The sequence below is a fragment of the Sunxiuqinia sp. sy24 genome (genome assembly GCF_052677165.1).
In genome coordinates this window covers 25,420-52,201 of the sequence record NZ_JBQYLH010000003.1, presented here as the reverse complement: position 1 = coordinate 52,201, position 26,782 = coordinate 25,420, and the positions used below count along the sequence as shown (strand labels likewise).

The 26,782-nt window shown below is 44.4% G+C and carries 24 protein-coding genes; 19 read left to right on the top strand and 5 right to left on the bottom strand.

What is annotated here, in order from left to right:
• Positions 1-280 precede the first annotated feature (280 nt).
• Positions 281-637, bottom strand: coding sequence for a hypothetical protein (locus ACUNWA_RS03880; RefSeq protein ID WP_445590566.1), 357 nt, complete (start codon positions 635-637; stop codon positions 281-283).
• Positions 638-782: 145 nt separating this feature from the next.
• On the opposite strand from ACUNWA_RS03880, the gene gcvT reads away from it, so the two are divergent.
• The 5 genes from gcvT to ACUNWA_RS03855 all read left to right on the top strand — a co-directional run bounded on the left by gcvT (position 783) and on the right by ACUNWA_RS03855 (position 6,687).
• A complete protein-coding gene (gcvT, locus tag ACUNWA_RS03875; protein ID WP_445590565.1) occupies positions 783-1,874 on the top strand; it encodes a glycine cleavage system aminomethyltransferase GcvT in 1,092 nt (363 codons plus the stop codon).
• Positions 1,875-2,194: 320 nt separating this feature from the next.
• Positions 2,195-2,941, top strand: coding sequence for a 2-phosphosulfolactate phosphatase (locus ACUNWA_RS03870; protein WP_445590564.1), 747 nt, complete (start codon positions 2,195-2,197; stop codon positions 2,939-2,941).
• 181 nt (positions 2,942-3,122) lie between these two features.
• Positions 3,123-4,199, top strand: coding sequence for a 3-phosphoserine/phosphohydroxythreonine transaminase (serC, locus tag ACUNWA_RS03865; RefSeq protein ID WP_445590563.1), 1,077 nt, complete (start codon positions 3,123-3,125; stop codon positions 4,197-4,199).
• A 146-nt stretch (positions 4,200-4,345) separates the two neighbouring features.
• Complete coding sequence (locus ACUNWA_RS03860) at positions 4,346-5,269, top strand: NAD(P)-dependent oxidoreductase (protein WP_445590562.1); 924 nt, start codon at positions 4,346-4,348, stop codon at positions 5,267-5,269.
• A 167-nt stretch (positions 5,270-5,436) separates the two neighbouring features.
• Complete coding sequence (locus ACUNWA_RS03855; protein ID WP_445590561.1) at positions 5,437-6,687, top strand: DUF1015 domain-containing protein; 1,251 nt, start codon at positions 5,437-5,439, stop codon at positions 6,685-6,687.
• A gap of 224 nt (positions 6,688-6,911) precedes the next feature.
• Here ACUNWA_RS03855 and carB read toward each other — a convergent pair whose 3' ends face one another.
• Both carB and carA read right to left on the bottom strand, forming a co-directional pair.
• Positions 6,912-10,151 carry a carbamoyl-phosphate synthase (glutamine-hydrolyzing) large subunit gene (gene carB, locus ACUNWA_RS03850; RefSeq protein WP_445590560.1) on the bottom strand — a complete coding sequence of 1,080 codons (3,240 nt, stop codon included), beginning with the start codon at positions 10,149-10,151 and terminating at the stop codon, positions 6,912-6,914.
• A gap of 20 nt (positions 10,152-10,171) precedes the next feature.
• Positions 10,172-11,260, bottom strand: a complete 1,089-nt coding sequence (gene carA / locus ACUNWA_RS03845; RefSeq protein ID WP_445590559.1) for a glutamine-hydrolyzing carbamoyl-phosphate synthase small subunit — start codon at positions 11,258-11,260, stop codon at positions 10,172-10,174.
• Positions 11,261-11,510: 250 nt separating this feature from the next.
• On the opposite strand from carA, the gene ACUNWA_RS03840 reads away from it, so the two are divergent.
• The 10 genes from ACUNWA_RS03840 (at position 11,511) to argB (ending at position 21,490) form a co-directional block, all read left to right on the top strand.
• Positions 11,511-11,993 (top strand): arginine repressor, encoded by a 483-nt coding sequence (locus ACUNWA_RS03840; protein ID WP_445590558.1) that lies wholly within the window; start codon positions 11,511-11,513, stop codon positions 11,991-11,993.
• A 19-nt stretch (positions 11,994-12,012) separates the two neighbouring features.
• Positions 12,013-12,720 (top strand): GNAT family N-acetyltransferase, encoded by a 708-nt coding sequence (locus tag ACUNWA_RS03835; protein WP_445590557.1) that lies wholly within the window; start codon positions 12,013-12,015, stop codon positions 12,718-12,720.
• Between the two features lie 148 nt (positions 12,721-12,868).
• Entirely contained in the window at positions 12,869-14,062 is a 1,194-nt protein-coding gene (locus tag ACUNWA_RS03830) for an argininosuccinate synthase (RefSeq protein WP_445590556.1), read from the top strand.
• A 13-nt stretch (positions 14,063-14,075) separates the two neighbouring features.
• The gene (gene argC, locus ACUNWA_RS03825; protein WP_445590555.1) at positions 14,076-15,044 is read left to right on the top strand and encodes an N-acetyl-gamma-glutamyl-phosphate reductase; all 969 of its coding nucleotides are present in this window, start codon (positions 14,076-14,078) and stop codon (positions 15,042-15,044) included.
• Between the two features lie 10 nt (positions 15,045-15,054).
• On the top strand, positions 15,055-16,200 hold the full coding sequence (locus tag ACUNWA_RS03820; RefSeq protein ID WP_445590554.1) for an aspartate aminotransferase family protein: 1,146 nt from the start codon (positions 15,055-15,057) through the stop codon (positions 16,198-16,200).
• A 12-nt stretch (positions 16,201-16,212) separates the two neighbouring features.
• A complete protein-coding gene (gene proC / locus ACUNWA_RS03815; protein WP_445590553.1) occupies positions 16,213-17,010 on the top strand; it encodes a pyrroline-5-carboxylate reductase in 798 nt (265 codons plus the stop codon).
• Between the two features lie 12 nt (positions 17,011-17,022).
• The gene (gene proB, locus ACUNWA_RS03810) at positions 17,023-18,114 is read left to right on the top strand and encodes a glutamate 5-kinase (protein ID WP_445590552.1); all 1,092 of its coding nucleotides are present in this window, start codon (positions 17,023-17,025) and stop codon (positions 18,112-18,114) included.
• A 142-nt stretch (positions 18,115-18,256) separates the two neighbouring features.
• Positions 18,257-19,507 (top strand): glutamate-5-semialdehyde dehydrogenase, encoded by a 1,251-nt coding sequence (locus ACUNWA_RS03805; protein ID WP_445590551.1) that lies wholly within the window; start codon positions 18,257-18,259, stop codon positions 19,505-19,507.
• Between the two features lie 156 nt (positions 19,508-19,663).
• Positions 19,664-20,614 (top strand): N-acetylornithine carbamoyltransferase, encoded by a 951-nt coding sequence (locus ACUNWA_RS03800; RefSeq protein ID WP_445590550.1) that lies wholly within the window; start codon positions 19,664-19,666, stop codon positions 20,612-20,614.
• A 99-nt stretch (positions 20,615-20,713) separates the two neighbouring features.
• Entirely contained in the window at positions 20,714-21,490 is a 777-nt protein-coding gene (argB, locus tag ACUNWA_RS03795) for an acetylglutamate kinase (protein ID WP_445590549.1), read from the top strand.
• A gap of 91 nt (positions 21,491-21,581) precedes the next feature.
• On the opposite strand, the gene ACUNWA_RS03790 is transcribed toward argB, so the two are convergent.
• The gene (locus ACUNWA_RS03790; RefSeq protein ID WP_445590548.1) at positions 21,582-21,731 is read right to left on the bottom strand and encodes a hypothetical protein; all 150 of its coding nucleotides are present in this window, start codon (positions 21,729-21,731) and stop codon (positions 21,582-21,584) included.
• 246 nt (positions 21,732-21,977) lie between these two features.
• On the opposite strand from ACUNWA_RS03790, the gene ACUNWA_RS03785 reads away from it, so the two are divergent.
• Both ACUNWA_RS03785 and ACUNWA_RS03780 read left to right on the top strand, forming a co-directional pair.
• Positions 21,978-22,388 carry a 3D domain-containing protein gene (locus tag ACUNWA_RS03785; RefSeq protein WP_445590547.1) on the top strand — a complete coding sequence of 137 codons (411 nt, stop codon included), beginning with the start codon at positions 21,978-21,980 and terminating at the stop codon, positions 22,386-22,388.
• A 304-nt stretch (positions 22,389-22,692) separates the two neighbouring features.
• Entirely contained in the window at positions 22,693-22,956 is a 264-nt protein-coding gene (locus ACUNWA_RS03780) for a DUF1456 family protein (protein WP_093920015.1), read from the top strand.
• Positions 22,957-23,093: 137 nt separating this feature from the next.
• Here the strand turns inward: ACUNWA_RS03780 and ACUNWA_RS03775 are convergent, their stop codons facing one another.
• The gene (locus ACUNWA_RS03775) at positions 23,094-23,540 is read right to left on the bottom strand and encodes a hypothetical protein (protein ID WP_430972191.1); all 447 of its coding nucleotides are present in this window, start codon (positions 23,538-23,540) and stop codon (positions 23,094-23,096) included.
• 146 nt (positions 23,541-23,686) lie between these two features.
• Between ACUNWA_RS03775 and ACUNWA_RS03770 the strand changes: the two genes are divergently transcribed.
• Positions 23,687-24,394: a protein-L-isoaspartate(D-aspartate) O-methyltransferase gene (locus ACUNWA_RS03770; RefSeq protein ID WP_445590546.1), complete on the top strand. Its 708-nt coding sequence runs from the start codon at positions 23,687-23,689 to the stop codon at positions 24,392-24,394.
• On the top strand, positions 24,387-26,747 hold the full coding sequence (locus ACUNWA_RS03765) for a hypothetical protein (protein ID WP_445590545.1): 2,361 nt from the start codon (positions 24,387-24,389) through the stop codon (positions 26,745-26,747). Before ACUNWA_RS03770 ends, ACUNWA_RS03765 begins: the two co-directional genes overlap by 8 nt.
• Positions 26,748-26,782: the final 35 nt, after the last annotated feature.

Sequence of the window (26,782 nt, the reverse complement as noted above, 5' to 3'; positions counted from 1 at the left end):
TTTAGTCATCTTTTTTTTGGGGAGCTAGTAGTTTAGCGAATCGTCCCTAGAGAGGCGGAACTTAGGGATTAAAAGGTGAGCGTTAATTGTATTTTTTTTTCGGGATGGGACCTTGCTTTTTGGAAAGAGCGAAACGATTGTTCGTGCAATTTTTGATAATAGTATTCTGGCGGTTTTACAAGGTAAAATCAGAGATGAAACATCACTGTTATGAGTCAGTGATGCGTGGTCTTCAAATGAAGATAAAAAGGCTATAATGAAGGAAGGAGCAGATGCAAACTCAAGAGAATCTGCGTAGCGCTTCTCGTAATTCAATATCTGCAGCCATCGTTGCTGTTTCAAATTCATCGATATAGCCCGAATAAGAATCGAGCCCAATTTGTTTGTAGGTCTTGGCATGAAGCTTTCTGAGATTAGCAGACAGGTCAAACATCCCAAATGTGAGGACCGATGAATTAGCCATTCGTGCCAGATTTCCCAGTTCATCCCATTGTTTGTTGTTGAGGTATTTTCTTAAGTCTCTACGAAATTTTGGAATTTGGTCGAAGTACATTTGAATGAATTCTTTCATAACTTTAGCCTCTCCGCCAGTTGCTTTTTCCAAATACCTCAAGTTAGTCAATCTTTTGGTTTTCATAGTTATTTTTTATTAGTGGAACTTGAAATATACAACATCTGGTAGTAATTTCATATAATAGTTGCTATACAGCAGTTTTTTTCTGATATTCCTCATGAAAAAGCGAGTTCATAAGCTCTATTTTTACCAATTCAAATAAGAAAAGATGAAAAAAACAGCCTTTAATCAACTCCATAAGCAAGCAGGAGGTAAGATGGTTGAATTTGCAGGCTATGAAATGCCTGTTGAGTTCAGTGGAATTAAGGATGAACACTTGACGGTAAGAAACAGTGTTGGTGTATTTGATGTTTCTCATATGGGCGAGTTTTGGGTGAAAGGGCCTAAAGCCGCTGCATTGGTTCAGAAAATAACGACAAACGATATTTCAAAACTTAGGATGGGGCAGGCTCAATACACTTGTTTCCCTAACGGGAAGGGTGGTATTGTTGATGATTTGCTGGTTTATTATTATGAGCCGGAGAAATACCTGCTGGTTGTGAATGCGTCCAATATTGAGAAAGACTGGAATTGGATTGTTGCTCAAAATCAGGAGGGAGCCGAAATGGAGAATGCTTCTGACCGCATCAGTCTGCTGGCTATTCAGGGGCCTAAAGCGATTGACGTATTGCAGAAACTGACCAAGGTAAACCTGAGCGATATTCCTTTCTACACCTTTGTAACGGATGAATTTGCAGGAGTAGAAGAAGTTATTATCTCGGCAACCGGCTATACCGGATCGGGTGGTTTTGAATTGTATGTTGACAATGCAGACGCGGAAACCGTTTACAACGCTATTTTTGAAGCCGGTGAGGAGTTTGGAATCAAGTCTATTGGGTTAGGTGCGCGCGATACGTTGCGCCTGGAAATGGGATTTTGTTTGTATGGTAATGATATTGACGACACAACTTCCCCCATTGAAGCCGGTTTAGGGTGGATTACCAAATTTAACAGCGACAATGAGTTTATCGATAAAGAATTACTGTCGGTTGAAAAAACGGAAGGCGTTGAACGCAAACTAAGAGGTTTTGAAATGGTTGATCGCGGAATTCCGAGGCACGGCTATGAATTGACCGATAAAAACGGTTTATCTATTGGTGTCGTGACTTCGGGAACTCAATCACCGATGCTGAATAAAGGCATTGGAATGGGCTACGTCGCGAAAGAATATTCAGCATTCGGGACCGAAATTTATGTAAAAGTTCGGACTAAATTATTAAAAGCAAAGGTGGTAAAAGTACCTTTTGTGAGTCTTCAGTAAAGGGATTGACTTACATGTTGCTAATGTTTAAACCTGCTGAATTCCAGTAGGTTTTTTTGTTTCCCGAAGGCACTGTGCCCGTGGATAATAAAATTTATGCAGAATACTGAAATGTGTCTGCAGAATTATTCTGCAAAGCTATTAATCAATTCTGCTTAGCCGTATAAGCTACAGTAATCATTAAAAAGGGGACTGTAGCTTTTGAATTGACAGTAGAATAAGTAGAAAATTAACAATTAGACAATTTCATGGAATTGTTGAGTTTAATTCTGAATTATTATAAATAGACCTTTATCTTTGCTCTTCGAACCCTTATTGACATGATGAATACGAAAAAACGCTCGCTGGAAGTTTGCTTAACTCCTGCGATTTACGATAAACATGCCAAAGACGAAAATATCGTGGTGGTGATTGATGTGCTGCGTGCTACCTCATCCATCTGTACGGCCTTTGCGAATGGTGTCAAGTGTTTGATTCCGGTGGCAACAGTAGAAGAAGCCCGTCAAAAGAAGGAAGCGGGCTATACGGTGGCTTCGGAGCGTGATGGTTATGTGTTGGATTTTGCTGACTTTGGCAATTCTCCCTTTAACTTCACTGCCGAAAAGGTGGCAGGCAAAGAAATTGTGTATTCCACAACCAATGGCACCCGCTGTATTCATATGGCCAGTCATTCGCGCGAAGTGGTGATCGGCTCTTTTTTGAACCTTTCGGCCTTAGCTGAATACCTGATTGGGCAGGACGCACCGGTGCTCATTTTTTGTGCTTCGTGGAAAGACCGCTTTAGCCTGGAAGACACCGTTTGTGCCGGCGCTTTGGCCGAGCTTCTGTTAGCTTCAGATAAGTACGAAACGATTTGTGATGCCGTGACCGCTTCTTTGGATCTGTGGTCGCTGGCAAAAACTAATTTGGATAAATACAGTCAGAAAGCTGCGCAGAAAGGGCGTTTAGCCTCCAAAGGCCTCGACGATTGTATTGGTTTTTGCCACCAGCTTGATTTTACCGAACTGATTCCGTATTACGCGGATGGCGTGTTGCAGGCTAAAAGCAAGGTGATAAACGGCGAGTAAGCAATTTTTTGTGTAATTTCAGCCATGAGTGAGTCGCCTGTAAATTGCTGTTTTATAACTTATGGGCGAGTGAAGTTGACTGATTTTTCTCAGATATCAGCAGAATATTTTTACGTTAATTTGAATGAATACTTAATTTTGACTCAGAAATAATTTTAACCCTTTTAAAAATATACCCAATATGAAGAAGCATAATTTTTCAGCCGGACCTTCAATTTTACCACAATTTACTATTGAGAAGACAGCTGAAGCCATTAAAGATTTTGCGGGCACTGGCCTTTCTGTGATGGAAGTATCACATCGTGGAAAAGAGTTTGTTGCCGTTATGGATGAAGCTCAGTCTTTGTTTCGTGAACTACTGAATATTCCTGAAGACTATTCAGTATTGTTCCTTGGAGGTGGTGCTTCATTGCAGTTTTGCATGGTGCCTTACAACCTGATGAATAGCAAGTCAGCTTATTTGAATACAGGTGCTTGGTCAGCCAAAGCAATCAAAGAGGCAAAATTCTTTGGTGAGGTGGTTGAAGTGGCTTCTTCAAAAGACACGGTTTACAATTACATCCCTAAGGACTTTGAAATTCCTGCTGATGCAGATTACTTCCACTTCACATCAAACAATACGATCTACGGAACTCAAATTCGCAAGGACTTTGATTTGGATATTCCGGTTGTATGCGATATGTCTTCAGACATTTTTTCTCGCCAGATCGACGTTTCAAAATATGGAATCATTTACGGTGGTGCCCAGAAGAACCTGGCTCCGGCAGGTGTCGCTTTTGTCATTATTAAAAATGACTTACTCGGAAAAGTGGACCGCCCGATTCCAACCATGCTGAACTACCAAACACATATTGATGGTGGCTCTATGTTTAATACACCACCAGTAGTGCCTGTTTATGCCGCTTTGCAAACCCTGAAATGGTTGAAGGAAAATGGTGGCATTGCTGCAATGGAGAAAATTAATGAAGAAAAAGCGGCACTTCTTTATGATGAGATTGACCGCAACCCGGTATTTAAAGGAACCGTGTTGAATAAAGAAGATCGCTCGTTAATGAATGTTTGTTTCATCATGAATGATGGTTACGAAGCGTTGGAAAAGGAATTCTTCGACTTTGCCACTTCGCTGGGTATGTCTGGAATTAAAGGACACCGTTCAGTAGGTGGTTTCCGGGCTTCAATCTACAATGCCATGCCAACAGAAAGCATCCAGGCATTAATCGATGCAATGCAGGCATTCGAAAAAAAACATGTAAAATAGTTCTTTAAAAAATAGGAAGGTGAACAGTCGTTTGCCTTCCATCTTTTCAAAGTCATTTAAAGCATGAGGTACGGCTAAAGCAATCATTGGATTGCTTCGATTTGGCTTGCAATGACATTTTATTTTAACCTTAAAAATTGAATAAAATGACAAAAGTATTAATTGCAACCGAAAAACCGTTTGCCCCGGCAGCGGTTGCGCAGATCAGTGAAGTCTGTCAACAGGTAGGTTATCAGGTTCAATTGTTGGAAAACTACACCGGCAAGCAAGCCCTTCTGGGCGCAGTTCGTGATGCGCAAGCGTTGATTGTACGAAGTGATAAAGTTGACCAGCAAGTGTTGGATGCCGCCCCTGAGTTGAAAATCGTCGTTCGTGCTGGTGCTGGCTATGACAATGTGGATACAGCCTATGCTAAAGAGAAGGGCATTTGTGTGATGAACACTCCTGGGCAGAACTCCAATGCCGTAGCCGAATTGGCCATTGGCCTGGCCATCTATGGAATCCGTAATTTTTTTAATGGTACATCGGGTGGTGAGTTACGTGGTCGTACGCTAGGCTTGCATGGCTATGGTTACGTTGCCCGTAATGTTCACCGCATTGCCCGTGGACTGGGAATGACTGTGAAAGTATTTACGCGTTACAGCAAGGCTCAGGCTTCGTCCGAAGGACTGGAAGTAACCAGCTCATTGGAGGAATTGTATGCTGCTTCCGATATTGTTTCCATTCATGTTCCTGCTCGTGGTGAGCACATTAAGTCTGTGAGTAAAGACGTGTTGCAACATCTGAAATCCAATGCGCTGATCATCAATACGGCCCGGAAAGAAGTGATAAATGAAGATGATCTTTGTGAGTTTATGGCCAGTCGGAAGGATGTGAAATACCTTTCGGACATTGCGCCGGATTGTGCCGACAAGTTCAACGCTGAATTTGAAGGGCGTTATTTTTTCAGCCCTAAAAAGATGGGAGCTCAAACTGCCGAAGCGAATCTGAATGCAGGGGTAGCAGCTGCCGAACAAATTGTGGCTTACCTGGAGAAAGGTGACAATACGTTCCAGGTTAATAAGAAATAAAAGAAGGAGGGTGCAGACCTTTTTGGACTGTGAAAATGATTGAGGTCTGGCTTACCAATAAGTAAAGGAACCCGATTTTTTCGGGTTTATCTATGTCTAACTGGAATATCAATTGTAAATTCGCTGTCAATTGATATTCTTCGAAATTAATTTGAAAATTTTTAAAGATGGCTATAATAAAACCTTTTAAAGGACTTCGCCCTCCCCGTGAGATTGCTGAAGAATTGGCATGTTTGCCTTACGATGTCATGAATTCGGAAGAAGCTGCACGGATGGCTGAGGGCAAAGAAAATTCGTTATTGCACATTACACGTGCTGAAATAGATTGCCCCGCCGGAACTGATATTCACTCGGATGAAGTGTATAATAAATCGGTTGAAAATTTCGTGAAGTTTCAGCAAAAAGGATGGTTGCAACAGGATGAGAACGACAAGTACTACATTTATGCTCAAACCATGAATGGACGTACCCAATACGGAATTGTTGGTGCGGCAGCCTGCGATGATTACCATAATGGCATCATCAAAAAACATGAACTCACCCGTCCGGATAAAGAAGAGGATCGGATGATTCTGACCCGATACCTCAATGCGAATATTGAGCCGGTTTTCTTTTCATACAAGGCAGTTCCTGAGATTGATGCCATTGTTGATTCGATTGTTAAAAACAAAGAGGCCGATTACGAGTTTGTGGCTGAAGATGGTTTTGGACATCAGTTTTGGGTTATTCAGGAAAGCGGCGTCAACCAGCAGATTGAAGAGCTGTTTGCCACGCAAGTTCCGGCTACTTATGTGGCCGATGGACACCACCGCACGGCTGCGGCAGCACGTATTGGTCTGGAGAAAAAAGCGCAAAACCCATCGCATACCGGTGACGAATCGTACAATTTCTTTATGGCGGTTCATTTTCCGGATAATCAATTGCAGATTATTGACTACAACCGGGTAGTGAAAGACTTGAACGGTTTGACAGAGGAACAGCTGTTGGAGAAATTGAGTGTCGGTTTTGACCTGGAAAAAATGGGTACTGAAATTTATAAACCATCGGCTTTGCACGAGATGAGTATGTACTTGAATGAAAATTGGTACAAACTGACTGCCAAAACTGGGACTTATGATGATTCAGATCCGATTGGTGTACTGGATGTAACGATCTTGTCGAGCCAGGTGTTGGAACCCATTTTGGATATTCAGGACCTACGTACATCCAAACGTATTGACTTTGTTGGAGGAATTCGAGGATTGGGTGAGCTTAAAAAGCGGGTTGATGGTGGAGAAATGAAGGTCGCTTTTGCTTTGTATCCGGTATCTATGCAGCAGTTGATTGATATTGCGGATAGTGGCAATATTATGCCTCCCAAAACGACTTGGTTTGAGCCTAAGTTGCGTTCCGGATTGGTTATTCATAAATTGGATTAAAGATTGTTTTAAAACGATACAGATCCCTGCAGCCCTCGAGGTGTGGGGATTTTTTTATTCTTCTTTGTAATTTTTAGAGGTAGCTTTTGTTTCGTCGTAATTGATTTGAAGGAATAACGCGAAATTAACGGATCGGAAGAGGAAGGAATTAGCCAGCCGATAATGAATAAGAAAAGCCGGTTCAATACAATTTGAACCGGCTTTTTATCGAAATTAAGGATTATCTATTTGTATTCTCCCCAGTGTTTGATGGTGATATCTTCCGGATTATGCTTGCAAAAGGCATAAATGAAAGCACTGGCAACACGAGCGTTGGTAATCAACGGCACGTTGTAGTCAATGGAGTTCCGGCGGATCTTGTAGCCGTTGCTCAATTCACGTTTCGTATAGTTCTTGGGGATATTGACCACCAAGTCAATTTTCTTCTCCCGAAGATATTCAATGGTGTTGGGTTGTTGATCTTCCTCATCGGGCCAGTGTAGCATGGTTGATTCCACTTTGTTTTCGCGTAGGAAACGGTGTGTCCCTTCGGTGGCAAAAACATTGTAGCCATGTTCAACTAACATACGGGCGCTGTTCAGCATTTCCAGCTTCGAGCGGGCCGGTCCGGAAGAAATCAGGATATTCTTTTTCGGGAAATTGTATCCAACCGACAGCATTGATTTTAGAATCGCTTCGTAGAAGTTTTCGCCAATGCAGGCTACTTCTCCAGTCGAAGACATGTCGACACCCAAAACCGGGTCGGCATTCAACAAGCGGGCAAACGAGAATTGTGGTGCTTTCACACCAACGTATTCCAGTTCAAACAGCGATTTATCGGGTTTCTGATAAGGAACTCCCAACATGACCTGAGTTGCGATTTCAATCAGGTTGATTTTCATGACTTTCGATACGAATGGGAAACTACGGGAAGCCCGCAAGTTACATTCGATTACTTTTATATCGTTGTCTTTAGCCAGAAACTGCATGTTGAAAGGCCCTGAAATATCCAGTGCTTTAGCAATCTCGCGCGAAATTTTCTTCACCCGGCGAATAGTTTCCACATACAATTTTTGCGGAGGGAAAACGATGGTGGCATCACCGGAGTGGACCCCGGCAAACTCAACGTGTTCCGAAATCGCATAGGCAACCATTTCACCTTTGTCGGCAACAGCGTCAATCTCAATCTCCTTGGCCAGTTCAATAAATTCAGAAACAACCACGGGGTGTTCTTTCGATACATCGGCTGCCAGTTGCAGGAAATGCTCCAATTGCTCTTGGTTTGAAACCACATTCATAGCAGCACCTGAAAGGACATAAGAAGGACGGATAAGCAGCGGATAACCCACTTCTTCCACAAACTTATAGATGTCGTCAATGCTAGTCAACTCGTTCCAGCGAGGCTGGTCGACTCCCAGATCATCGAGCAGTGAGCTGAATTTCTTGCGGTCTTCGGCATTGTCAATCTTTACAGCTGAAGTTCCCAAAATTGGGACCTCTTGCCCTGCCAGTTTCATGGCCAAGTTGTTAGGAATCTGTCCGCCTACGGAAAGAATCACTCCCTTAGGACTTTCCAGGTCGATCACATCCATTACACGCTCAAATGTTAGTTCGTCAAAGAACAAGCGATCACAGGTGTCGTAATCGGTACTCACCGTTTCCGGGTTGTAGTTGATCATGATGGAGCGGTAGCCTTCCTTGCGGATCGTGTTAATGGCATTCACCGAACACCAGTCAAACTCTACCGAACTACCAATACGATAAGCGCCTGATCCCAGAACGATCACCGAGTTGTTATCTTTTGGGAAATCAATGTCGTGTTCCGTACCATTGTAAGTCATGTACAGATAGTTGGTCTGTGCCGGATATTCTCCAGCCAGTGTGTCAATCTGCTTCACAACCGGCAAAATGTTATTGGCTTTACGATGTTCCCGGACTTCAATCAGCTTGGCATTCATCTCATTGTTTGGAGCATCCAGCACCAAACGCGCAATCTGAAAATCGGAGAAGCCGGATTGTTTTACTTGAAGTAAGAGTTCATTGTCAAGCTCTTGTAAGCTGTTGACTATTTTGAGTTCTTCATTCAGTTTATGAATCTTGTGTAGCTTCTGTAAAAACCAGCGATCGATTTTCGTTTTCTCGTGAATAGCTTCAATGGTATATCCTTGAGCAAAGGCCGCAGCGATGGCAAAAATCCGTCGATCAGTTGGGTTAGTCAACTCTTCGTCAATCTGCTCAATGGTGATTTCGTCTTTGTTGGCAACAAAGCCGTGCATGCCGATGCCAACCATCCGGATTCCTTTCTGAATGGCTTCTTCAAAGCTTCGTCCGATGGACATGATTTCACCAACAGATTTCATAGAGCTACCCAGGTTTTTGGAAACACCGCTAAACTTGTTCAAATCCCAGCGTGGAATTTTACATACAACGTAGTCTAATGCTGGCTCAAAGCAAGCTGTGGTAACTTTGGTTACTGAGTTGCTTAGTTCGTGCAAGCCATAGCCCAGCCCTAGTTTGGCGGCTACAAAGGCTAGCGGATAGCCTGTTGCTTTTGATGCGAGTGCCGATGAACGGGAAAGTCGAGCGTTAACTTCAATTACCCGATAATCTTCGGAATAAGGGTCGAGGGCAAACTGAACGTTACATTCACCAATAACGCCGATGTGGCGAATAATCTTGATGGAGATGGCGCGCAGCTTGTGGTATTCTCGGTTGGATAATGTTTGCGATGGAGCAACAACAATACTCTCGCCGGTATGAATACCCAGCGGATCGAAGTTTTCCATGTTACACACCGTAATACAGTTGTCGTATTGGTCACGCACCACTTCATACTCAACTTCTTTCCATCCTTTCAGCGATTCTTCAACCAAAACTTGTGGCGAGTACGAGAAGGCACTTGAAGCCAGGTCTTTGAGCTCCTGGTCATTTTTGCAGAATCCGCTTCCCAAACCACCCAAGGTGTAAGCCGCCCGGATAATAATTGGGTAGCCTAGTTTGTTGGCTGCTTCCTGCGTTTCAGCCATGTTGGTACAGGCGATACTGCGTGGAGTAAACACATCAATTTCGGCCAGTTTCCCCGAAAAGATTTGTCGGTCTTCGGTATCAATAATCGATTGAACAGGAGTTCCGACGACTTGGATGTTGTATTTTTCAAGAATTCCTTTTTCAAACAATTCCACGCCACAGTTCAGGGCAGTCTGACCTCCAAAGGCCAGCAGGATGCCATCCGGATTTTCTTTTTTGATTACTTGCTCGACAAAGAAAGCAGTGACCGGCAAAAAATAGATTTTATCGGCTATTTCCTGTGAAGTCTGGATCGTAGCAATGTTCGGGTTGATCAATACGGTTTCAACGCCTTCTTCTTTCAGGGCTTTCAGTGCTTGTGAACCGGAGTAGTCAAACTCGCCGGCTTCGCCAATTTTCAGTGCACCTGAACCCAGGACGATTGCTTTTTTTATATTTTTATTTATTTGGTTACTCATTTGAAGCTGTGTTATAAAAATTAGGCTTTCTGCTTAAATTCAACAATATTTTGAATGAACTCATCAAACAAATATTCTGTATCAACCGGACCACTGGAAGCTTCCGGGTGGAATTGAGTTGAGAAGAATGGCTTTGTTTTGTGACGGATGCCTTCGTTGGTCTTATCATTCACATTGACAAACAAGGCCTCCCAGTCAGCAGGAAGGGTGGTGGGGTCAATGACATAACCGTGGTTTTGCGATGTGATGAAACAGCGGTCAGTTCCTGTCAGCAAAACTGGTTGGTTGTGACTGCGATGACCGAATTTTAGTTTGAAGGTATCAGCTCCGGCAGCACGAGCCAGTAGTTGGTTCCCAAGGCAAATACCCATGATGGGTTTTTCTGTCGCCATCACTTTTTTAATAATTTTAACTGTTTTGTCACAGCGGGCAGGATCGCCCGGACCATTCGACATGAAAACTCCGTCGTATTCTTCATCCGAGAAATCGTAATCCCAGGGAACACGAATGACGGTTGTATTGCGTTTAAGCAGGCAGCGGATAATGTTGTTCTTAACGCCGCAGTCAATTAAAACAACTTTGTGTTCTCCATTGCCGTAAACTTCCTTTTCCTTAATACTGGCAACAGCCACCAGATTTTCTTTGTTTGGATCGTAAAAATCAATTGGCTCATCTTCAAACTCAATTTTTCCTAACATCGATCCTTTCACTCGTAACACTTTCGTTAGTGCTCGTGTATCAATACCATACAAGCCGGGAACTTTTGATTCTTTTAACCAATCTCCGAGGCTTTTGGTGGCATTCCAGTGACTATATTCGGAAGAGTAATCCGAAATAATCAATCCGCTGATATGCATTTTGTGTGACTCGTAGTGAGCATGCACTCCCTCGTCCGAAAGATCCGTTGGAACACCGTAATTTCCAATCATCGGATAGGTCGAAACCAAAATCTGACCGGTATATGAAGGATCTGTTAAACTTTCCGGGTATCCGGTCATAGCGGTATAAAAAACCACTTCGCCGGCAATGGATTGATCATATCCGAAAGATTTTCCTTCAAACCTGGTCCCATCTTCTAAAACCAAACTGACTTTCTTTGCCTTTGTCATTATAATAATCGCTTATAGATTAAAAAAAATGCGTCTGACTACCAAAGGTAGGGCAAACGCATTGTGCTTATTTTCTTTAAATATTGTTTTTTTCTTCACCGTCATATCGTAATACTTCGAATACGTTCATCGTGACAAAATGTTTTTAGGTGAACGTTTCGGCTACAAAAATAGAAATAATTCTGGAATTAAAATTTGATTTTCGTAAAAAATGCATAATTTTGCAATGTAATTGAATATATATACGGAAATGAAAACTCGTACGAAAAGACAATTGGCTATCAAGAAAATAATTACAGCAATAGAAATTAGTAGTCAAGAGGAGTTGTTGGGGCATTTGAAGGAAGAAGGATTTGAATTGACCCAGGCGACCTTGTCACGCGATTTGAAAATTTTGAAGGTAGCCAAGGTTCCTCATTCCAATAAGGGATATGTCTATGTTATTCCGGAAGGAGTGAATGTAGAAGCCCCATATGAAAATACCCGGGAGAACTTTTTGGCTGATGGTTTTCGTGATTTGCGGTTTTCGGGCAATCTGGCGGTGTTAAGAACACGTCCGGGCTATGCCAGCAGTTTAGCTGCTGTATTGGATACGGCTGATCCGTATGAAATTATAGGAAGTATTGCTGGAGATGACACGATTTTACTGGTAATGAGAGAAGGGGTGACTTCCAGTGATTTAATCAATAGCTTGATTTTGGTAATGCCAAAATTAGAAGACAAAATTGGATAGATGGATAGGATTTGACTAAATGAAAAACATTAAGGATATTAAAGTTTTTGCAGCGAATGTTGCACACTTGGACTATGTTGTTCAGATTAATGATAGCATTGATTTGGCATCCAAGGAGAGAGGAACCGGAATTGCCCGTCGCTCAGACGAGTATATTACCAAGAAGATTGTGGAGGGCAAAGCTATTATTGCTTTAGAAGGCACAACTTTTGCCGGTTTTTGTTATATAGAATCGTGGGGACACAATCGTTTTGTGGCCAACTCGGGCTTGATTGTGGTTCGCGATTACCGGGGAATTGGGTTGGCAAGGGAGATTAAGCGGAAAGCGTTTGAATTGTCGCGGATCAAATTTCCAAAGGCTAAAATATTTGGTTTGACCACGGGCTTGGCCGTTATGAAAATTAACCATGAGTTGGGCTATCGTCCGGTTACCTTTTCGGAACTGACTGATGATGAGGATTTCTGGAAAGGATGCCAGAGTTGTGTGAATTATGACATTCTTTCGCGCACCGGGCGGTCAAAATGTTTGTGTACTGGAATGCTTTTCGATCCGATATGGGAAGAGAAGAAGATGATGAAGGTAGAAAAGTCAAAAAAATTATCTTTGATGGAAATCATTGGTAAATTGAAACCCAAAGCCCATTCAAAGGGTAAAGATTCAGGAGTTAATCTATTTAAAAAAATAATACAAAACATAAGTGATCGTACTGTTCGGCAATCATTTTAAGATCAATTTTCGTTAAATGATCCCGGAGCTTGGAAGGAGTTAAATACTAAGAATAGCATGACCGTTTAGGGAGATAAGCTTAATAAAGTTGTACGTTTTCAGTAAAAATGCTGAGTTGGTGTCGTCACTTTTATAAAAAACAAATCAAATGAAAGAAAAAGTAGTATTAGCATACAGCGGAGGTTTGGATACTTCATTCTGCGCGAAGTATTTATCAGTGGAGAAAAATCTTGAAGTTTATACAGCGCTTGCTAATACCGGTGGTTTTGGCAACGAAGAGCTGGATGATATTGAAAGGAAAGCTTACGAGTTGGGCTCTGCTAAGCACGTAGCGCTGGATGTAACCGATACCTATTACGATAAGTGTATCCGTTACATGGTTTACGGCAATGTCCTCCGGAATAATACTTATCCGATTTCTGTTAGTTCTGAGCGGGTTTTTCAGGCGATTGCCATCATTGAATATGCCAAGAAAATTGGAGCTAAATACGTAGCACACGGTAGCACCGGCGCCGGAAACGACCAGGTACGCTTCGATCTTACCTTCGAAGTATTGGCCCCAGATATTGAGATTCTGACTCCCACGCGCGACCTGCAACTCAGTCGTCAGGAAGAGATTGACTACCTGAAAAAACACGGTGTAGAAGCTGATTGGTCTAAAATGGCTTATTCCATTAATAAAGGCTTGTGGGGAACCAGTATCGGTGGAAAAGAAACACTGACTTCAGATAAAACCTTGCCTGAGGAAGCTTATCCGTCTCCGTTGACAGCGAAGGATGAGAAAGATATTTCACTTGAATTTGTGGAAGGCGAGCTGAAAGGCGTTGATGGTAAAAAATATTTTAACACAGTCGATGCTATCCGTGCCTTGGAAGCCTTGGCTGCTCCTTATGCCATCGGTCGCGACATGCATATTGGAGATACCATTATTGGTATCAAAGGACGTGTTGGTTTCGAGGCGGCTGCCCCCATGCTGATTATTAAGGCTCACCAAATGCTTGAAAAGCATACACTCACCAAATGGCAAATGTACTGGAAAGAGCAGTTGTCGAACTGGTATGGCATGTTTTTACACGAATCGCTTTACCTGGATCCGGTGATGCGCGATATCGAGAAATTCCTGGAGAATACACAAGAAACAGTTACCGGAAAAGTGATTGTGAAATTGAAGCCTTATCACTTCGTTTTGGTTGGAATTGAGTCGGAAAACGATTTGATGAAATCAGACTTCGGCGAGTACGGTGAGATGAATAAAGCCTGGACCAGTGAAGATGTTAAAGGGTTCACCAAAATTTTAGGCACTTCACTGAAAATATACAATTCAGTTAATAAAAAATACTAAGCAGGAGCGAAACATGATTCACGTAGGAATAATAGGAGGAGCAGGATATACTGCAGGAGAGTTGATCCGGATCTTGTTGAACCATCCGGAAGCGAAAATCGCTTTTGTACAAAGTAGTAGCAATGCCGGAAACCCGGTAACTAATGTTCACCGCGACTTGTTGGGCGAAACAGACTTGCAGTTTGTTACTGAACCCGATTTCGATAAGGTTGACGTTATCTTTCTGTGCATGGGTCATGGAAAATCAAAAGCATTTGTTGAAGCTAATTCGTTGCCGGAATCGCTTAAGGTCATTGATCTGAGTCACGACTACCGCTTAAAAGCCGAGGGAAATGACTTCGTTTATGGTTTACCCGAAATCAACCGGGAAGCTATTCGTAGCTCTAATCACATTGCCAATCCAGGCTGTTTTGCCACTGGCATTCAGCTGGCGGTATTGCCACTGACGGCGGCAGGTTTAGTAAAAGATGAAATCCATGTACATGCTATAACCGGATCAACCGGGGCAGGGCAGGCACCAAGCGGCACTTCGCATTTTAGCTGGCGCAACAGCAATGTTTCGGTGTATAAAGCTTTTCAGCACCAGCACCTGGGCGAGATTCGCCAAAGCTTTAAGCAGTTGCAAGGGGCTTTCGATTTTGACATCAACTTTGTACCTGTTCGTGGAAATCATACGCGTGGTATTTTTGCGTCGGTATATACCGATTTTGACGGAAGCCTTGAAGAGGCAATCAAACTTTATGAAGATTATTATGCAGAACATCCTTTTGTTTTTGTTACGGGCGAAAATCCGGACGTAAAACAGGTGGTGAATACCAATAAGGCGGTACTTCATTTGGAGAAACATGGCCGGAAATTATTGATTTTAAGTGTGACGGATAACCTATTGAAAGGGGCTTCCGGACAAGCTGTTCAGAATATGAACCTGATGTTTGGCTTAGAAGAAAAAGCAGGCTTGCATTTAAAACCGGTGTCATTTTAATTGATTTAGTATGAGTTTATTCGACGTATATCCCTTGTTTGACATTACTCCGGTGAAAGCCGAAGGATGCTACGTGTGGGACGATGCCGGCAACCGGTATCTGGATTTATATGGTGGACATGCTGTTATTTCGGTGGGACACAGCCATCCCAAATATGTTGCTCAGATTAGTGAGCAGTTGCAACAAATTGGATTTTACAGTAACTCGGTGAAGATTCCTCAGCAACAGGATTTGGCTTCCAAACTAGGGCAGCTTTCCGGATACGTTGACTACCAGCTGTTTTTGTGTAATTCGGGAGCTGAGGCCAATGAAAATGCCTTGAAACTGGCGTCGTTTACAACCGGGCGCAAAAAAGTGATTAGCTTTAAAAAGGGCTTTCACGGGCGAACTTCGGCTGCAGTGGCCATTACTGATAATCCGAAAATTATTGCTCCAATAAATGAAACAGAACATGCTGTAATTTTACCGCTAAATGAAATTGCAGCTGTTGAGCAGCATTTGAAAGCAGAAGATGTTGCTGCGGTTATTGTGGAAGGAATTCAGGGAATTGGAGGCATTCATATTCCGGATTCAGCTTTCCTTGAAGAATTAAGCAAGTTGTGTAAACAGTACGATACCTTGCTTGTTCTGGATGAAATCCAGTCAGGCTATGGTCGAAGTGGAAAGTTCTTTGCTTTTCAATACACCTCTGTTCAGCCTGACATCATTACGATGGCCAAAGGCATGGGTAATGGATTTCCAATTGGCGGAGTGCTTATCAGTCCCGAACTGAAGCCTTGGCATGGCATGTTGGGAACAACCTTCGGTGGCAACTACTTGGCCTGTGCTGCCGGTATAGCGGTGCTGGATATTATGGAAGAAGAACAGCTGGTAGCTAATGCGGAGCAAGTTGGAAACTTCTTGCTTGAAAAGCTAGCAGCTATTTCCGGAATTAAAGAAGTACGGGGAGAAGGCCTGATGATTGGTATTGAGTTTGATCAAGAAGTGAAACCGATCCGTCAGAAGTTGTTGTTCGAAGAGAAAATATTTACCGGCGTATCCGGAGCACATATTATTCGATTGCTACCGCCGTTAAGTTTAACAATGGAACAAGCGGCTTATTTTATCGAGAAATTTGAAAAAGTATTGAATGAGCTGGCAGTTCATTCAAACTAAAAAGAGAACAAAATGAAAGTTGGAAAAATTACCATAATTGGCGCTGGAAATATGGGTGGAGCAATAGCTAATGGCTTGCTGAAGTCGGGCTATGTTGAACCCTCTGCGATTACCATCGCCGATCCCCGAAAAGGCGTTTTAGAGGGCTTTGTAGCTCGTGGAGTGAATACGTTTCAGGATAATCTGGAAGCCGTAAAAACAGCCGATGTGGTTATTTTTGCTGTCAAACCGTATCATATTGAGAAAGTGATCAACGGGGTAAAACCAGCTTTAACACTCGATAAAATAATTGTGTCAATTGCAGCGGGCGTAAGCTTGGCTGAACTGGGCGAGATGATTGGAACCGAGTCCAAGATTTTTCGCGTAATGCCCAATACGGCTATTTCCTTGCAAGAATCGATGACTTGTATTTCAGGCAATGGAAATTCAGAAGGTGATCTCGATACTGTCAAGGAGTTGTTCGACCAGTTAGGTTCTACTGTGGTGATCAACGAAGAGATGATGGCTGCGGCAACGGTGTTGGCTTCCTGTGGTACTGCTTTCGCTTTACGCTATGTGCGTGCAGCCATGCAAGGGGGCATCGAAATGGGATTTAACGCTGAAATGGCTCAGTTTATCACGGCTCAAACGGTAAAAGGTGCTGTTCAGTTGATTATGAATACTGGTCATCATCCAGAACGGGAAATTGATAAAGTGACCACGCCAAGAGGAATTACCATTACTGGAATTAACGAGATGGAACATCAAGGGTTTAGCTCCTCGGTGATCCAGGGGCTTATCGCTTCATTTAATAAAGTTGAACGCGGATAGAGACCGGAGAGCATGAGTTTCAACTATAAGAAAATTACCATAAAAGTAGGTAGTAACGTTCTAACGAAGTCTGATGGAACATTGAATGTTGCCCGAATGGAGCATTTGGTTGATCAGATTGCTTTGCTTCACAAAAAAGGAGTCGAAGTGATTTTGGTTTCTTCCGGTGCTGTCGCTGCAGGCCGCAATGAAATGAAGCTGACTAAGAAATTGGACACGGTTTCATCGCGTCAGTTGTGGTCGGCTATTGGACAGGTGAAGATGATTAATCAATACGCCGCTTTTTTCAATAAGCATGATATTACTTGTGCGCAGGTGTTGACTACCAAAGATAATTTTGGCGATCGGAATCATTACCTGAACATGAAAAACTGCTTTACCACTTTGCTCGAGAATGGGGTGGTGCCGGTGGTCAATGAAAATGATACCATTTCGGTTACCGAGTTAATGTTTACCGATAATGATGAGTTGTCGGGCTTGATTGCCGCAATGCAGAACTCGGAAGCACTGATTATTCTTAGTAATATTGATGGCATTTATGATGGGGATCCTAAGTCACCTGAATCCAATATTATTGAGGAGATTAGCTCGAAAGACCGGGATTGGATGAAGAATATTTTAACCCAGAAGTCGGGCTTTGGACGCGGAGGTATGTTAACGAAAAGTTCCATTGCCCGTAAGACGGCTAAAGAAGGAATTGCTGTTCACATTGCCAACGGAACGCGAGACCATATTCTGACCGATATTTTGAGCAAGGACCGGATGGTAAAGCATACCTGGTTCACAGCTGATAAACGCAAGTCATCAAATGTGAAAAAGTGGATCGCTTATTCGCACAGCTTTGCCAAAGGCGAGCTGGTGATTAACCAAGGCGCTAAAGATGCGTTGAATTCGGCTAAAGCCACGAGCTTGTTGCCCATTGGGGTGATCGAAGTGAAAGGGCTCTTTAAGCGGGGCGACATTGTCAAGATTATAGATGAAAAAGGTCAGCTGGTTGGCTGGGGGAAATCGCAATATTCGGCGGATAAAGTGAAAGCCGAAGGCGAAAGCCCCAAACAAAAACCGGTTGTTCATTACGATTATTTGTATTTAAGTGAAGATTAATAATAGAACAATAAAAAGGCTCAGGATAATTAGTTATACCCTTATCTTAAGAATCCCCTTTTTTGTTGACTTCAACAAGATATTCTGAGTTGTCCCCTTCCTCCCCCAGGGAAGGGGACTTTTAATAGAAACAGGAGGAACCATGGAGGTAAAAAAACAATTGGAATTAACACTGAAAGCCAGCAGGAGCTTAGCCTTGCTGGGCGGAGATAAGATCAATGAGATTTTGCTTGATCTTGCTGAAGCAGCCGTTGAAAATACGGAGGCTATTCTTGTGGAAAACCAAAAAGATTTGAGCCGGATGGATCCGGCTGATTCTAAATTCGACCGGTTGAAGCTTACGCCTGAACGGATTCAGGGCATTGCTGATGACATTCGGAATGTGGCTTCCCTGCCTTCGCCTTTAGGGCGTATTTTAAGCGAAACAACTCGTCCAAACGGGATGCAGATTACAAAAGTATCGGTTGCTTTTGGGGTGATTGGCATAATTTACGAAGCCCGGCCCAATGTTACCTTTGACGTATTTTCGCTTTGTTTGAAATCAGGAAATGCCTGCGTTTTGAAAGGCGGAAGCGATGCGATTGACTCCAACACTGCTATTGTGAAGGTCATTCATGCGGTGCTGGATATGCATGGAGTGGATGAACATGTGCTGGCGCTTTTGCCGGCCGACCGCGCTGCAACGGCTGAGATTTTGAATGCACAAGGCTATGTTGATCTGATTATTCCTCGCGGTTCGCAGGGCTTGATCAACTATGTGCGCGAGAATGCTACCATCCCGGTGATTGAAACCGGTGCCGGTATTTGCCATACCTATTTTGATGAATATGGCGATACTGATAAAGGTCAAGCCATTGTAGAGAATGCGAAAACCCGTCGACCAAGTGTTTGCAACGCGCTGGACTGCCTGCTGGTGCATGAAAGCCGGCTGGCTGATTTACCTCAGCTTTGTGCCGACTTACCAAAAAGCCATGTCGTGGTTTATGCCGACGAAAAAGCCTATGCTGCACTCGAAGGAAATTATCCGGCCGACCTGTTGGAAAAAGCCACGGAAGAGTCTTTTGGAACTGAGTTTTTAGATTATAAAATGTCGGTCAAAACGGTTCCGACTTTTCTTGATGCCTTGGATCACATCGCTGCCTATAGCTCGAAACATAGCGAAGCTATTGTTTCAGAAAATGAAGAACGGCTGGATTTATTCCGTAAAATGGTCGATGCTTCATCGGTTTATTGCAATGTGTCGACCGCTTTTACCGATGGGGCGCAGTTTGGTTTGGGAGCCGAGATTGGTATTTCGACCCAGAAATTGCACGCCCGCGGCCCGATGGCTTTAGAAGAGCTAACCAGCTACAAGTATATCATTGTAGGTGACGGGCAGGTCAGACCGAAGTAGACTAGCGTAAGGAAAGTTATTCTGAACCCGTTTTCGGAATCTTTTGACTTGAAATGGTTACACAGAAGGACTCTGAAATAGATTCAGGATGAGGATCTCGTTTGGGGGATTCAATACACGGAATTTGGAATTTAAAACTTGGAATTTAATCTAATTATGAAACACTTTACATCAGTACACGACTTGGATAACCTCGATGAGGCCCTGAAATTAGCATTAGAACTTAAAAAAGATCCCTACCAATACCAATCCTTAGGAAAAAATAAAACCCTGTTGCTGGTTTTCTTTAATTCCAGCCTACGCACCCGCCTAAGCACCCAGAAGGCTGGTTTAAACCTGGGGATGAACGTAATTGTCTTCGATATAAATGAAGGTGGCTGGAAGCTGGAAACAGAGCTGGGGGTTGTTATGGATAGCGACAAACCTGAGCATATTCGCGAAGCAGTACCTGTTATTGGCAAGTATTGCGACATCATTGGTGTTCGCTCCTTTGCCAAATTTGAAAACCGCGAGGATGATTACCAGGAAAAAATTATTCAGCAGTTTATCGATTATGCCGGCGTACCGGTGGTGAGCATGGAGGCGGCAACCCGCCACCCGTTGCAGTCGTTTGCCGACTTGGTGACCATCGAGGAGCATAAAACCAAAGAACGTCCCAAAGTAGTGATGACTTGGGCGCCCCATCCGCGCGCTTTGCCCCAGGCTGTGCCTAACTCGTTTGTGGAATGGATGCGCGAAACAGATTATGAACTCGTGGTTACCCATCCCGAAGGGTATGAATTGGCACCTGAGTTTATGGGAGACCTGAAGCCGGAATACGACCAAATGAAGGCTTTTGAAGGGGCTGACTTTATCTACGCGAAAAGCTGGGCAGCCTATGGCGATTATGGCAGGGTATTGTCGCAGGATCGGGACTGGACGGTTTCGGACCGGCAGATGACGGTAACCAACAAGGCCAAATTTATGCACTGCTTGCCCGTGCGGCGAAACATGATTGTGAGCGACTCGGTAATTGACGGACCAAACTCCATTGTTGTGCCCGAAGCAGAAAATCGTTTGTTTTCCGCTCAAGCAGTATTGAAAATGTTGTTGGATCAGATGAAATAAATAGTCATCCCGAACCTGTTTGGGGATCGTACATGAAGAGCTCCTTAAATACGTTCAGGAGGACAAAGGGGCATACAAGGACAAATTGAAAGACATTTTATGAAGAAGCAAAAACTCACCCTCGTAAAAGTGGGGGGCAAGGTGGTTGAAGAAAACGAATCGCTGCAGGACTTGCTGGCGCGTTTTGCGCAATTGGAAGGTTTGAAAGTGTTGGTGCATGGCGGAGGCCGATCGGCAACAGCCATGGCCGAACGCATGGGCGTTGAAACCCAAATGGTGGATGGCCGACGTATTACCGATGCCAACATGCTGGAAGTGGTAACCATGGTGTATGGCGGTCTGGTCAACAAAAATATTGTGGCCCGGTTGCAGGCAAATGACATCAATGCCATCGGCCTGACCGGCGCCGACCTGAATTACATGCAGGCGGTGAAGCGTCCGGTGGCAACGATCGACTATGGCTTTGTGGGCGATGTTGTTTCGGTGCATGTGGATCAGCTGAAGTTGTTGGTGGAAAACCAGGTGGTGCCGGTATTGGCGCCTTTAACGCATGATAAAAACGGACAACTGCTGAACACCAATGCCGATACCATTGCTGCTGAAGCTGCCATAGGCTTTAGTAAGTACTTTGATGTTGAGCTGGTCTTTTGTTTCGAAAAACCTGGTGTGTTGGAAGATGCTGAAGACAATCGCTCGGTGATTGCCTCGCTGAATCACAGTCAGTTTAAGGACTTGCAGGCTTCGGGAGCTATTCATGCCGGTATGATTCCCAAGCTGGATAACAGCTTCAATGCCATTCAAAAAGGCGTGAGCCAGATCCGAATCACCAACATCGAAGGCCTGCAAAATGGGGGAACCCTGCTAGTAGGTGAATAAAAGGCTTTTTAATGCGCTGACTCGTATGCGAACAAAGGATCCGATCTTTCAATAGATTGGATCCTTTGTTTATTGGTTCATCGTATATCGATTAGCTTCTTACCGATTTTCCCAGCGCTTCCAGCAGTTGAGGATGATCTTTCAAAGCAATTGCAGCGACTGCATAAAAATTGCTCATCCACTCATCCAGGTTGGCAAAGGCGGTGTCTTTCTGTTTTGTTGTATCTTCCGATTCCCCCACTTCGCGCAGGAACTCAGAGCGGGCGCCTTCAATGGTACTGATAAGAGCTTGTCCCTGAGCTAATTCTTCTTCAGTAATTTAAAATAGACTGCATTACTTAACGTCCAGCTTTTTGAAGCATATAGAAACTTTGGGGACAAATTTCCGCCGTCCGCCGGATTTTATTCAACGATTGCTATAAGCACACCAATTGAACAATGATGTACCCGGAAGACTTACTATTAACAGAACAAGTTTTAAAATTGGATGCTGAAAACAGATTTTTCGTGGTTGAAGTGGCTCATCGTTGGTGCGATGGGACTCGGTTTTGTTGCCAGTGGTTGCGCGGGTAGAACGGTGAAAGTGATGGAGGTCACCGCTACAGCTTACAACTCTATTGGCTCACAAACACACCCCGATCACGAAGCAATTGCAGCTTGGGGCGATACGCTCGAGCCTGGCATGAAGTGCATTGCGGTTTCGCGCGACCTGATTCCCGAAGGCCTAAGCTACGACACCAAGGTGAAAATAGAAGGACTGCCGGGAACTTACCGGGTACTCGATAAAATGAATAGGCGCTGGACCCGGCGAATCGATATTTATATGGGAAACGATAGGAACGCAGCACTGGATTGGGGCGCGCAGCAAGTAACCATTTCATGGAAGGCGGACGAGTAATTTGTGCTGTTTTTTTGTACTGAAGCGATTTGCAAGTTCTTCATTTCACGGAAAGTCATTAGGTTCATTGTGCGGAGGGAGTCCCGCTCCGGAGTTCTTCCGCCCATGCCATGGCGAGGGTTTCCGGCCTTGAGGTTTTGTTGCCCACGCATGAGTATTCCGTTTTCATATTTTGACAAGGTGATTGAATACGCCCGCAATCCGATTTAATCTGCTACTTTTGTGCAAAGGTTTGCTGTTTATCAATTCGGAAAGAGCAAGCCGTAGTAAGAGAATTAATTTTCATTTCAAAAAAAATAAAACGATGCCCCTTACCAATAATGACATTCTGAAAAAGCTACGCGTAGCCCTGAAATTGCGCGATGAAGATATTGTGGAGATTCTAAATCTGGTGGATTACAAGGTGACCAAGAGTGAGTTGGGAGCTTTCTTCCGAAGTGTTGAACATCCGAATTACAAGCCACTTCAGGATCAGATTTTACGAAATTTCCTGAATGGACTGATTATTTACAAGCGTGGCCCGCGGGAGCAGAAACCTGCGAAAGGCCCGGATAAAAAGCAGGAATAGGCTTTTCAAGTTTAATTCAGAACCATATAAATATATGCGGGCTGAAGGCGGTTGCATGCAACAGGAAATTCTGAAAGTCCGTTGTATACAACCGCTTTTTTTTTTGGTTTTAGGCTAAAGTCTGCGATTATGGGTATTCAGCAATAGGGAAGCAGATACAACAGAAAAATAAGAATGATGGTAAGTGAGGAAACGCCTAGCGGAAACCAGACCGGGGCAATCCAGGGCCGTGGAATGAGGAAAAGTACGTCGGTGGTGGTGAGTTTGGGGGGCCAGCCGATGAGCAGGTAAAGCGATACGTAATAGAACAAATCCCAAAAGGCGAAGGTCCACAGAAACACCATGATCTGATGGAGCAGGTTTTCACCCACCAGCCAGGCCAGACTGACCAGCATGACAATGGTGGCTGCTTCACGCGTCATTTCAATTTGCACATAGCGGCGTGGAACTTGCTCCAGTGCTTGCCGGTTGTCTACTTCCGGGTCGAGTAAGCCAATGGCTTTTCGAAGATAAACCACTACCACTCCTTCAACATGTGCCATGGCCATTCCGAACAGGGCCAATACGATAAATTGCAGTAACATGGGTTGCGCGTTTTCAGGGGCTTACGTTTCTGATGCAGCAAAGTTTACCGTTGCGGGGAAGATCGACTGGCAGGTCTTTGGACGATAACCTCTTCTCACCTGTTGCGTAGATGGCAACAGGAAACCGATTGTAAACGTTTGAAGCCATGGCTCTTTCACTTGTCCCTTTTTTGTGGGTTGTTTTAAGCTTCACCATTCCGTTGGCTGGCGCTCAGCCCGAAGCCTTCGTGCAAGCGCGTAAACAAATGGTACGCATGCAAATTCAAGCCCGCGGCATCCACGATCAGGAGGTGTTGGAGGCCATGCGAACCGTACCCCGTCATCAGTTTGTTCCGCTGGACTATCTGGCAGAAGCCTACCGCGACGGGCCGTTGCCAATTGGCTACGGACAAACCATATCGCAGCCTTACATTGTTGCCTATATGACCGAACAGGTTCGTCCGAAGTCTGACTTTAAAGTGTTGGAGATTGGCACAGGTTCGGGCTATCAGGCTGCTGTGCTAGCCGAAATTGTTGATTCGGTTTATACCATTGAAATTGTGGAGGCGCTGGGGCAGGCGGCCAGACAATGCTTGCGCGATTTGAACTACAACAACGTCCGGGTAAAGATTGCCGATGGGTATTATGGCTGGGCTGAAGCTGGACCTTTTGATGCCATTGTGGTGACGGCAGCGGCCAACTACATTCCGCCTCTTTTAATTGAACAGCTCAAGGACGGTGGACGGATGATTATTCCGGTAGGTTCTCCTTTTCAGGTTCAAATGCTGAAATTGATTGAGAAAAAGCAGGACAAAGTCCGGACAAAAAACTTGCTTCCGGTGCGGTTTGTTCCTTTTACCCGACAAGATGATTAGGACCACCACGCCGCATATCAACCGGGTTGGGTTGGGCATTGGTTTGATGTCGGTCGCACTCATTGCTTTTCAGCTGGCTTTGATGCAATTGTTTTCCATTACCCAATGGTATCATTTTGCCCATTTAATTATATCGTTGGCCTTACTGGGCTTTGGGGCTTCCGGCACATTTCTGGCGTTTTTCAGAAAAGGTCTTGTCCGGAACTTTACTACGGTTTATCCGGTTTTGCTGCTGCTCTGCTCCCTTACAATGGCTGTTAGCCCCCTGGTTATTCAGTCCGAAGCTTTTCGTTTCGACACTTACCTGCTGTTTAAGGACAGTCGCCATCTGGTTCGCCTGGCTTTAACATGCTTGTTTTTGCTGCTACCTTTTTTTCTGGGAGCCTTGGCTATCGGCTTGAGCTTTGTGCAATATGGTACCGGGATTGGGCGGCTCTATTTTGCCAACTTGCTGGGCTCGGGCTTGGGAGGAGGGCTGGCGCTGGCGCTTATGTGGCTTTCTCCTACAGCAGGAATACCGGCCTTACTGGCAATCCTTCCGTTCTTTGGCGGTTTTTGGCTGCCTGCTTCCAGCCGCTTGCGCATCGTCTTTTGGGTGAGTTTGCTTGTTTTGCTTGTGATGAATGCGGATGCTCCTCCCTTGGTCCGATCGGAATATAAAAGCATTGAAAAGACCTTGCTGCTTCCCGATGCCCGGGTAATTCGTGAGCACCAAAGCCCTTATGGTTTGCTGGAAGTGGTGGGTTCGCCGGCTTTACGTTATGCTCCTGGTTTGAGCCTGAGCTACCGCGGGAATATTCCTGCACGCCCGGGAGTTTTTAATAATGGAGATGGAGTGGGTGTGTTGCTTCCCCGCACGGATTCAATTTTACGGTATACCACGCAGGCATTGCCTTATCAGATACAGTCGCTTGAAAGAGCCTTAATTTTGCGCAGCGGCACAGGGGAGCAAATAAGCCTGGCCTTGTCGTTTGGTGTTCAGCAGATTGATGCGGTAGAGCCCAACCGGGGGCTGATTGCTTTGCTGGAAGAAGATTCGACAGGGAATTTCCAGCACGATTCAACCATCCGGATTATGCCGTTGGAACCTCGTTCGTTTTTGCGCAGCAGCCGTGTATTTTACGATCTGATTCAGTTGCCCGAAATTGGCTCCTTTTGGGGTTCTTCGGGGCTCAATGCGCTGGAGCAACGCTACGACCTGACTCGCGAAGCAATGGATGAGCTTTGGTTGCGACTAACTCCTGACGGACTTCTCAGTGTAAGTTGCTGGATGGATTATCCGATCCGAAGTCCACTAAGAATGCTGGCTACTTTTTCTGATTTGCTTGAAGGGGAGGGGCTGCAAAAGAAGGATCATTTGGTGGTTATTCGCAGCTGGAGCACCCTCACATTGGTGGCTAAAAAATCGCCATTTACTTCTCAAGAGCTTGACAGAATCCGAACGTTTTGTGCGGAACAGTATTACGATCCATTGATTTTGCCGGGAGATGGGAATTTTAAGCGAGATGATTACAACCAGCTGGATGACCCTTGGTTTTTTCAGGCTGTTGATCAACTGATGACCGATTCGGTTGAGTCGCTCTACCGGCAATATGCTTTTCGCATTCGACCCGCCACCGATAACCTCCCCCATTTTTTTCAGTTTCTGCGCTTGTCCAGCCTGCCCAGGCTCAAAACATTGTTTGGAAATCAAACGATTCCTTTCATGGAGTTGGGCTATGTGGTTCTCTGGCTGACTTTTGTTTTGCTGGTGGCAGCTTCGCTGATTTTTATCTTATTGCCGTTGGTGCCATCTTCCTTCAAGCTGCAAGGGAAGGGCAAGCTTTTTTTTTATTTTGCGGGCATTGGCTTAGGCTATCTCTTTGTTGAAATGGTTTTTATACAGCAGTTCAAGCTTTTTTTAGGACTTCCAATTTATGCTGCTTCAGGTGTTATCAGCCTGCTGCTGTTGTCATCGGGTATCGGTAGCTATTTTTCCAGCCGAATCGTGAGTAAATCCCGACATTTGATGATCATCAGCTTTTGTATTGCGATCCTGATTTTGGGCTATGCGCTTTTGTTAGCTCCGGTGTTGCGAGGACTAAACTCACTCTCTATGCCGATGAAAGTTGGTATGATGGTTTTGCTTGTTTGCATCCCGGGCTTGTTAATGGGCTTGCCTTTCCCCTTGGGCTTAAGCAAAGTCAGCAGTCAGCAGCCGACGGCTGTTCCCTGGGCTTGGGCGGTCAATGGATGTGCATCGGTGGTGAGCACTAGTCTGGCTGTGTTAATTTCTGTTGAAGCCGGATTTATTTGGGTGATGGTGGGAGCTGCAGTGGCTTATGCTGTGGCAGGCTTTTCTCAAAAGACCTAAGCGGACGACGATTTCGTCAGGCTTTTTATTCGGCG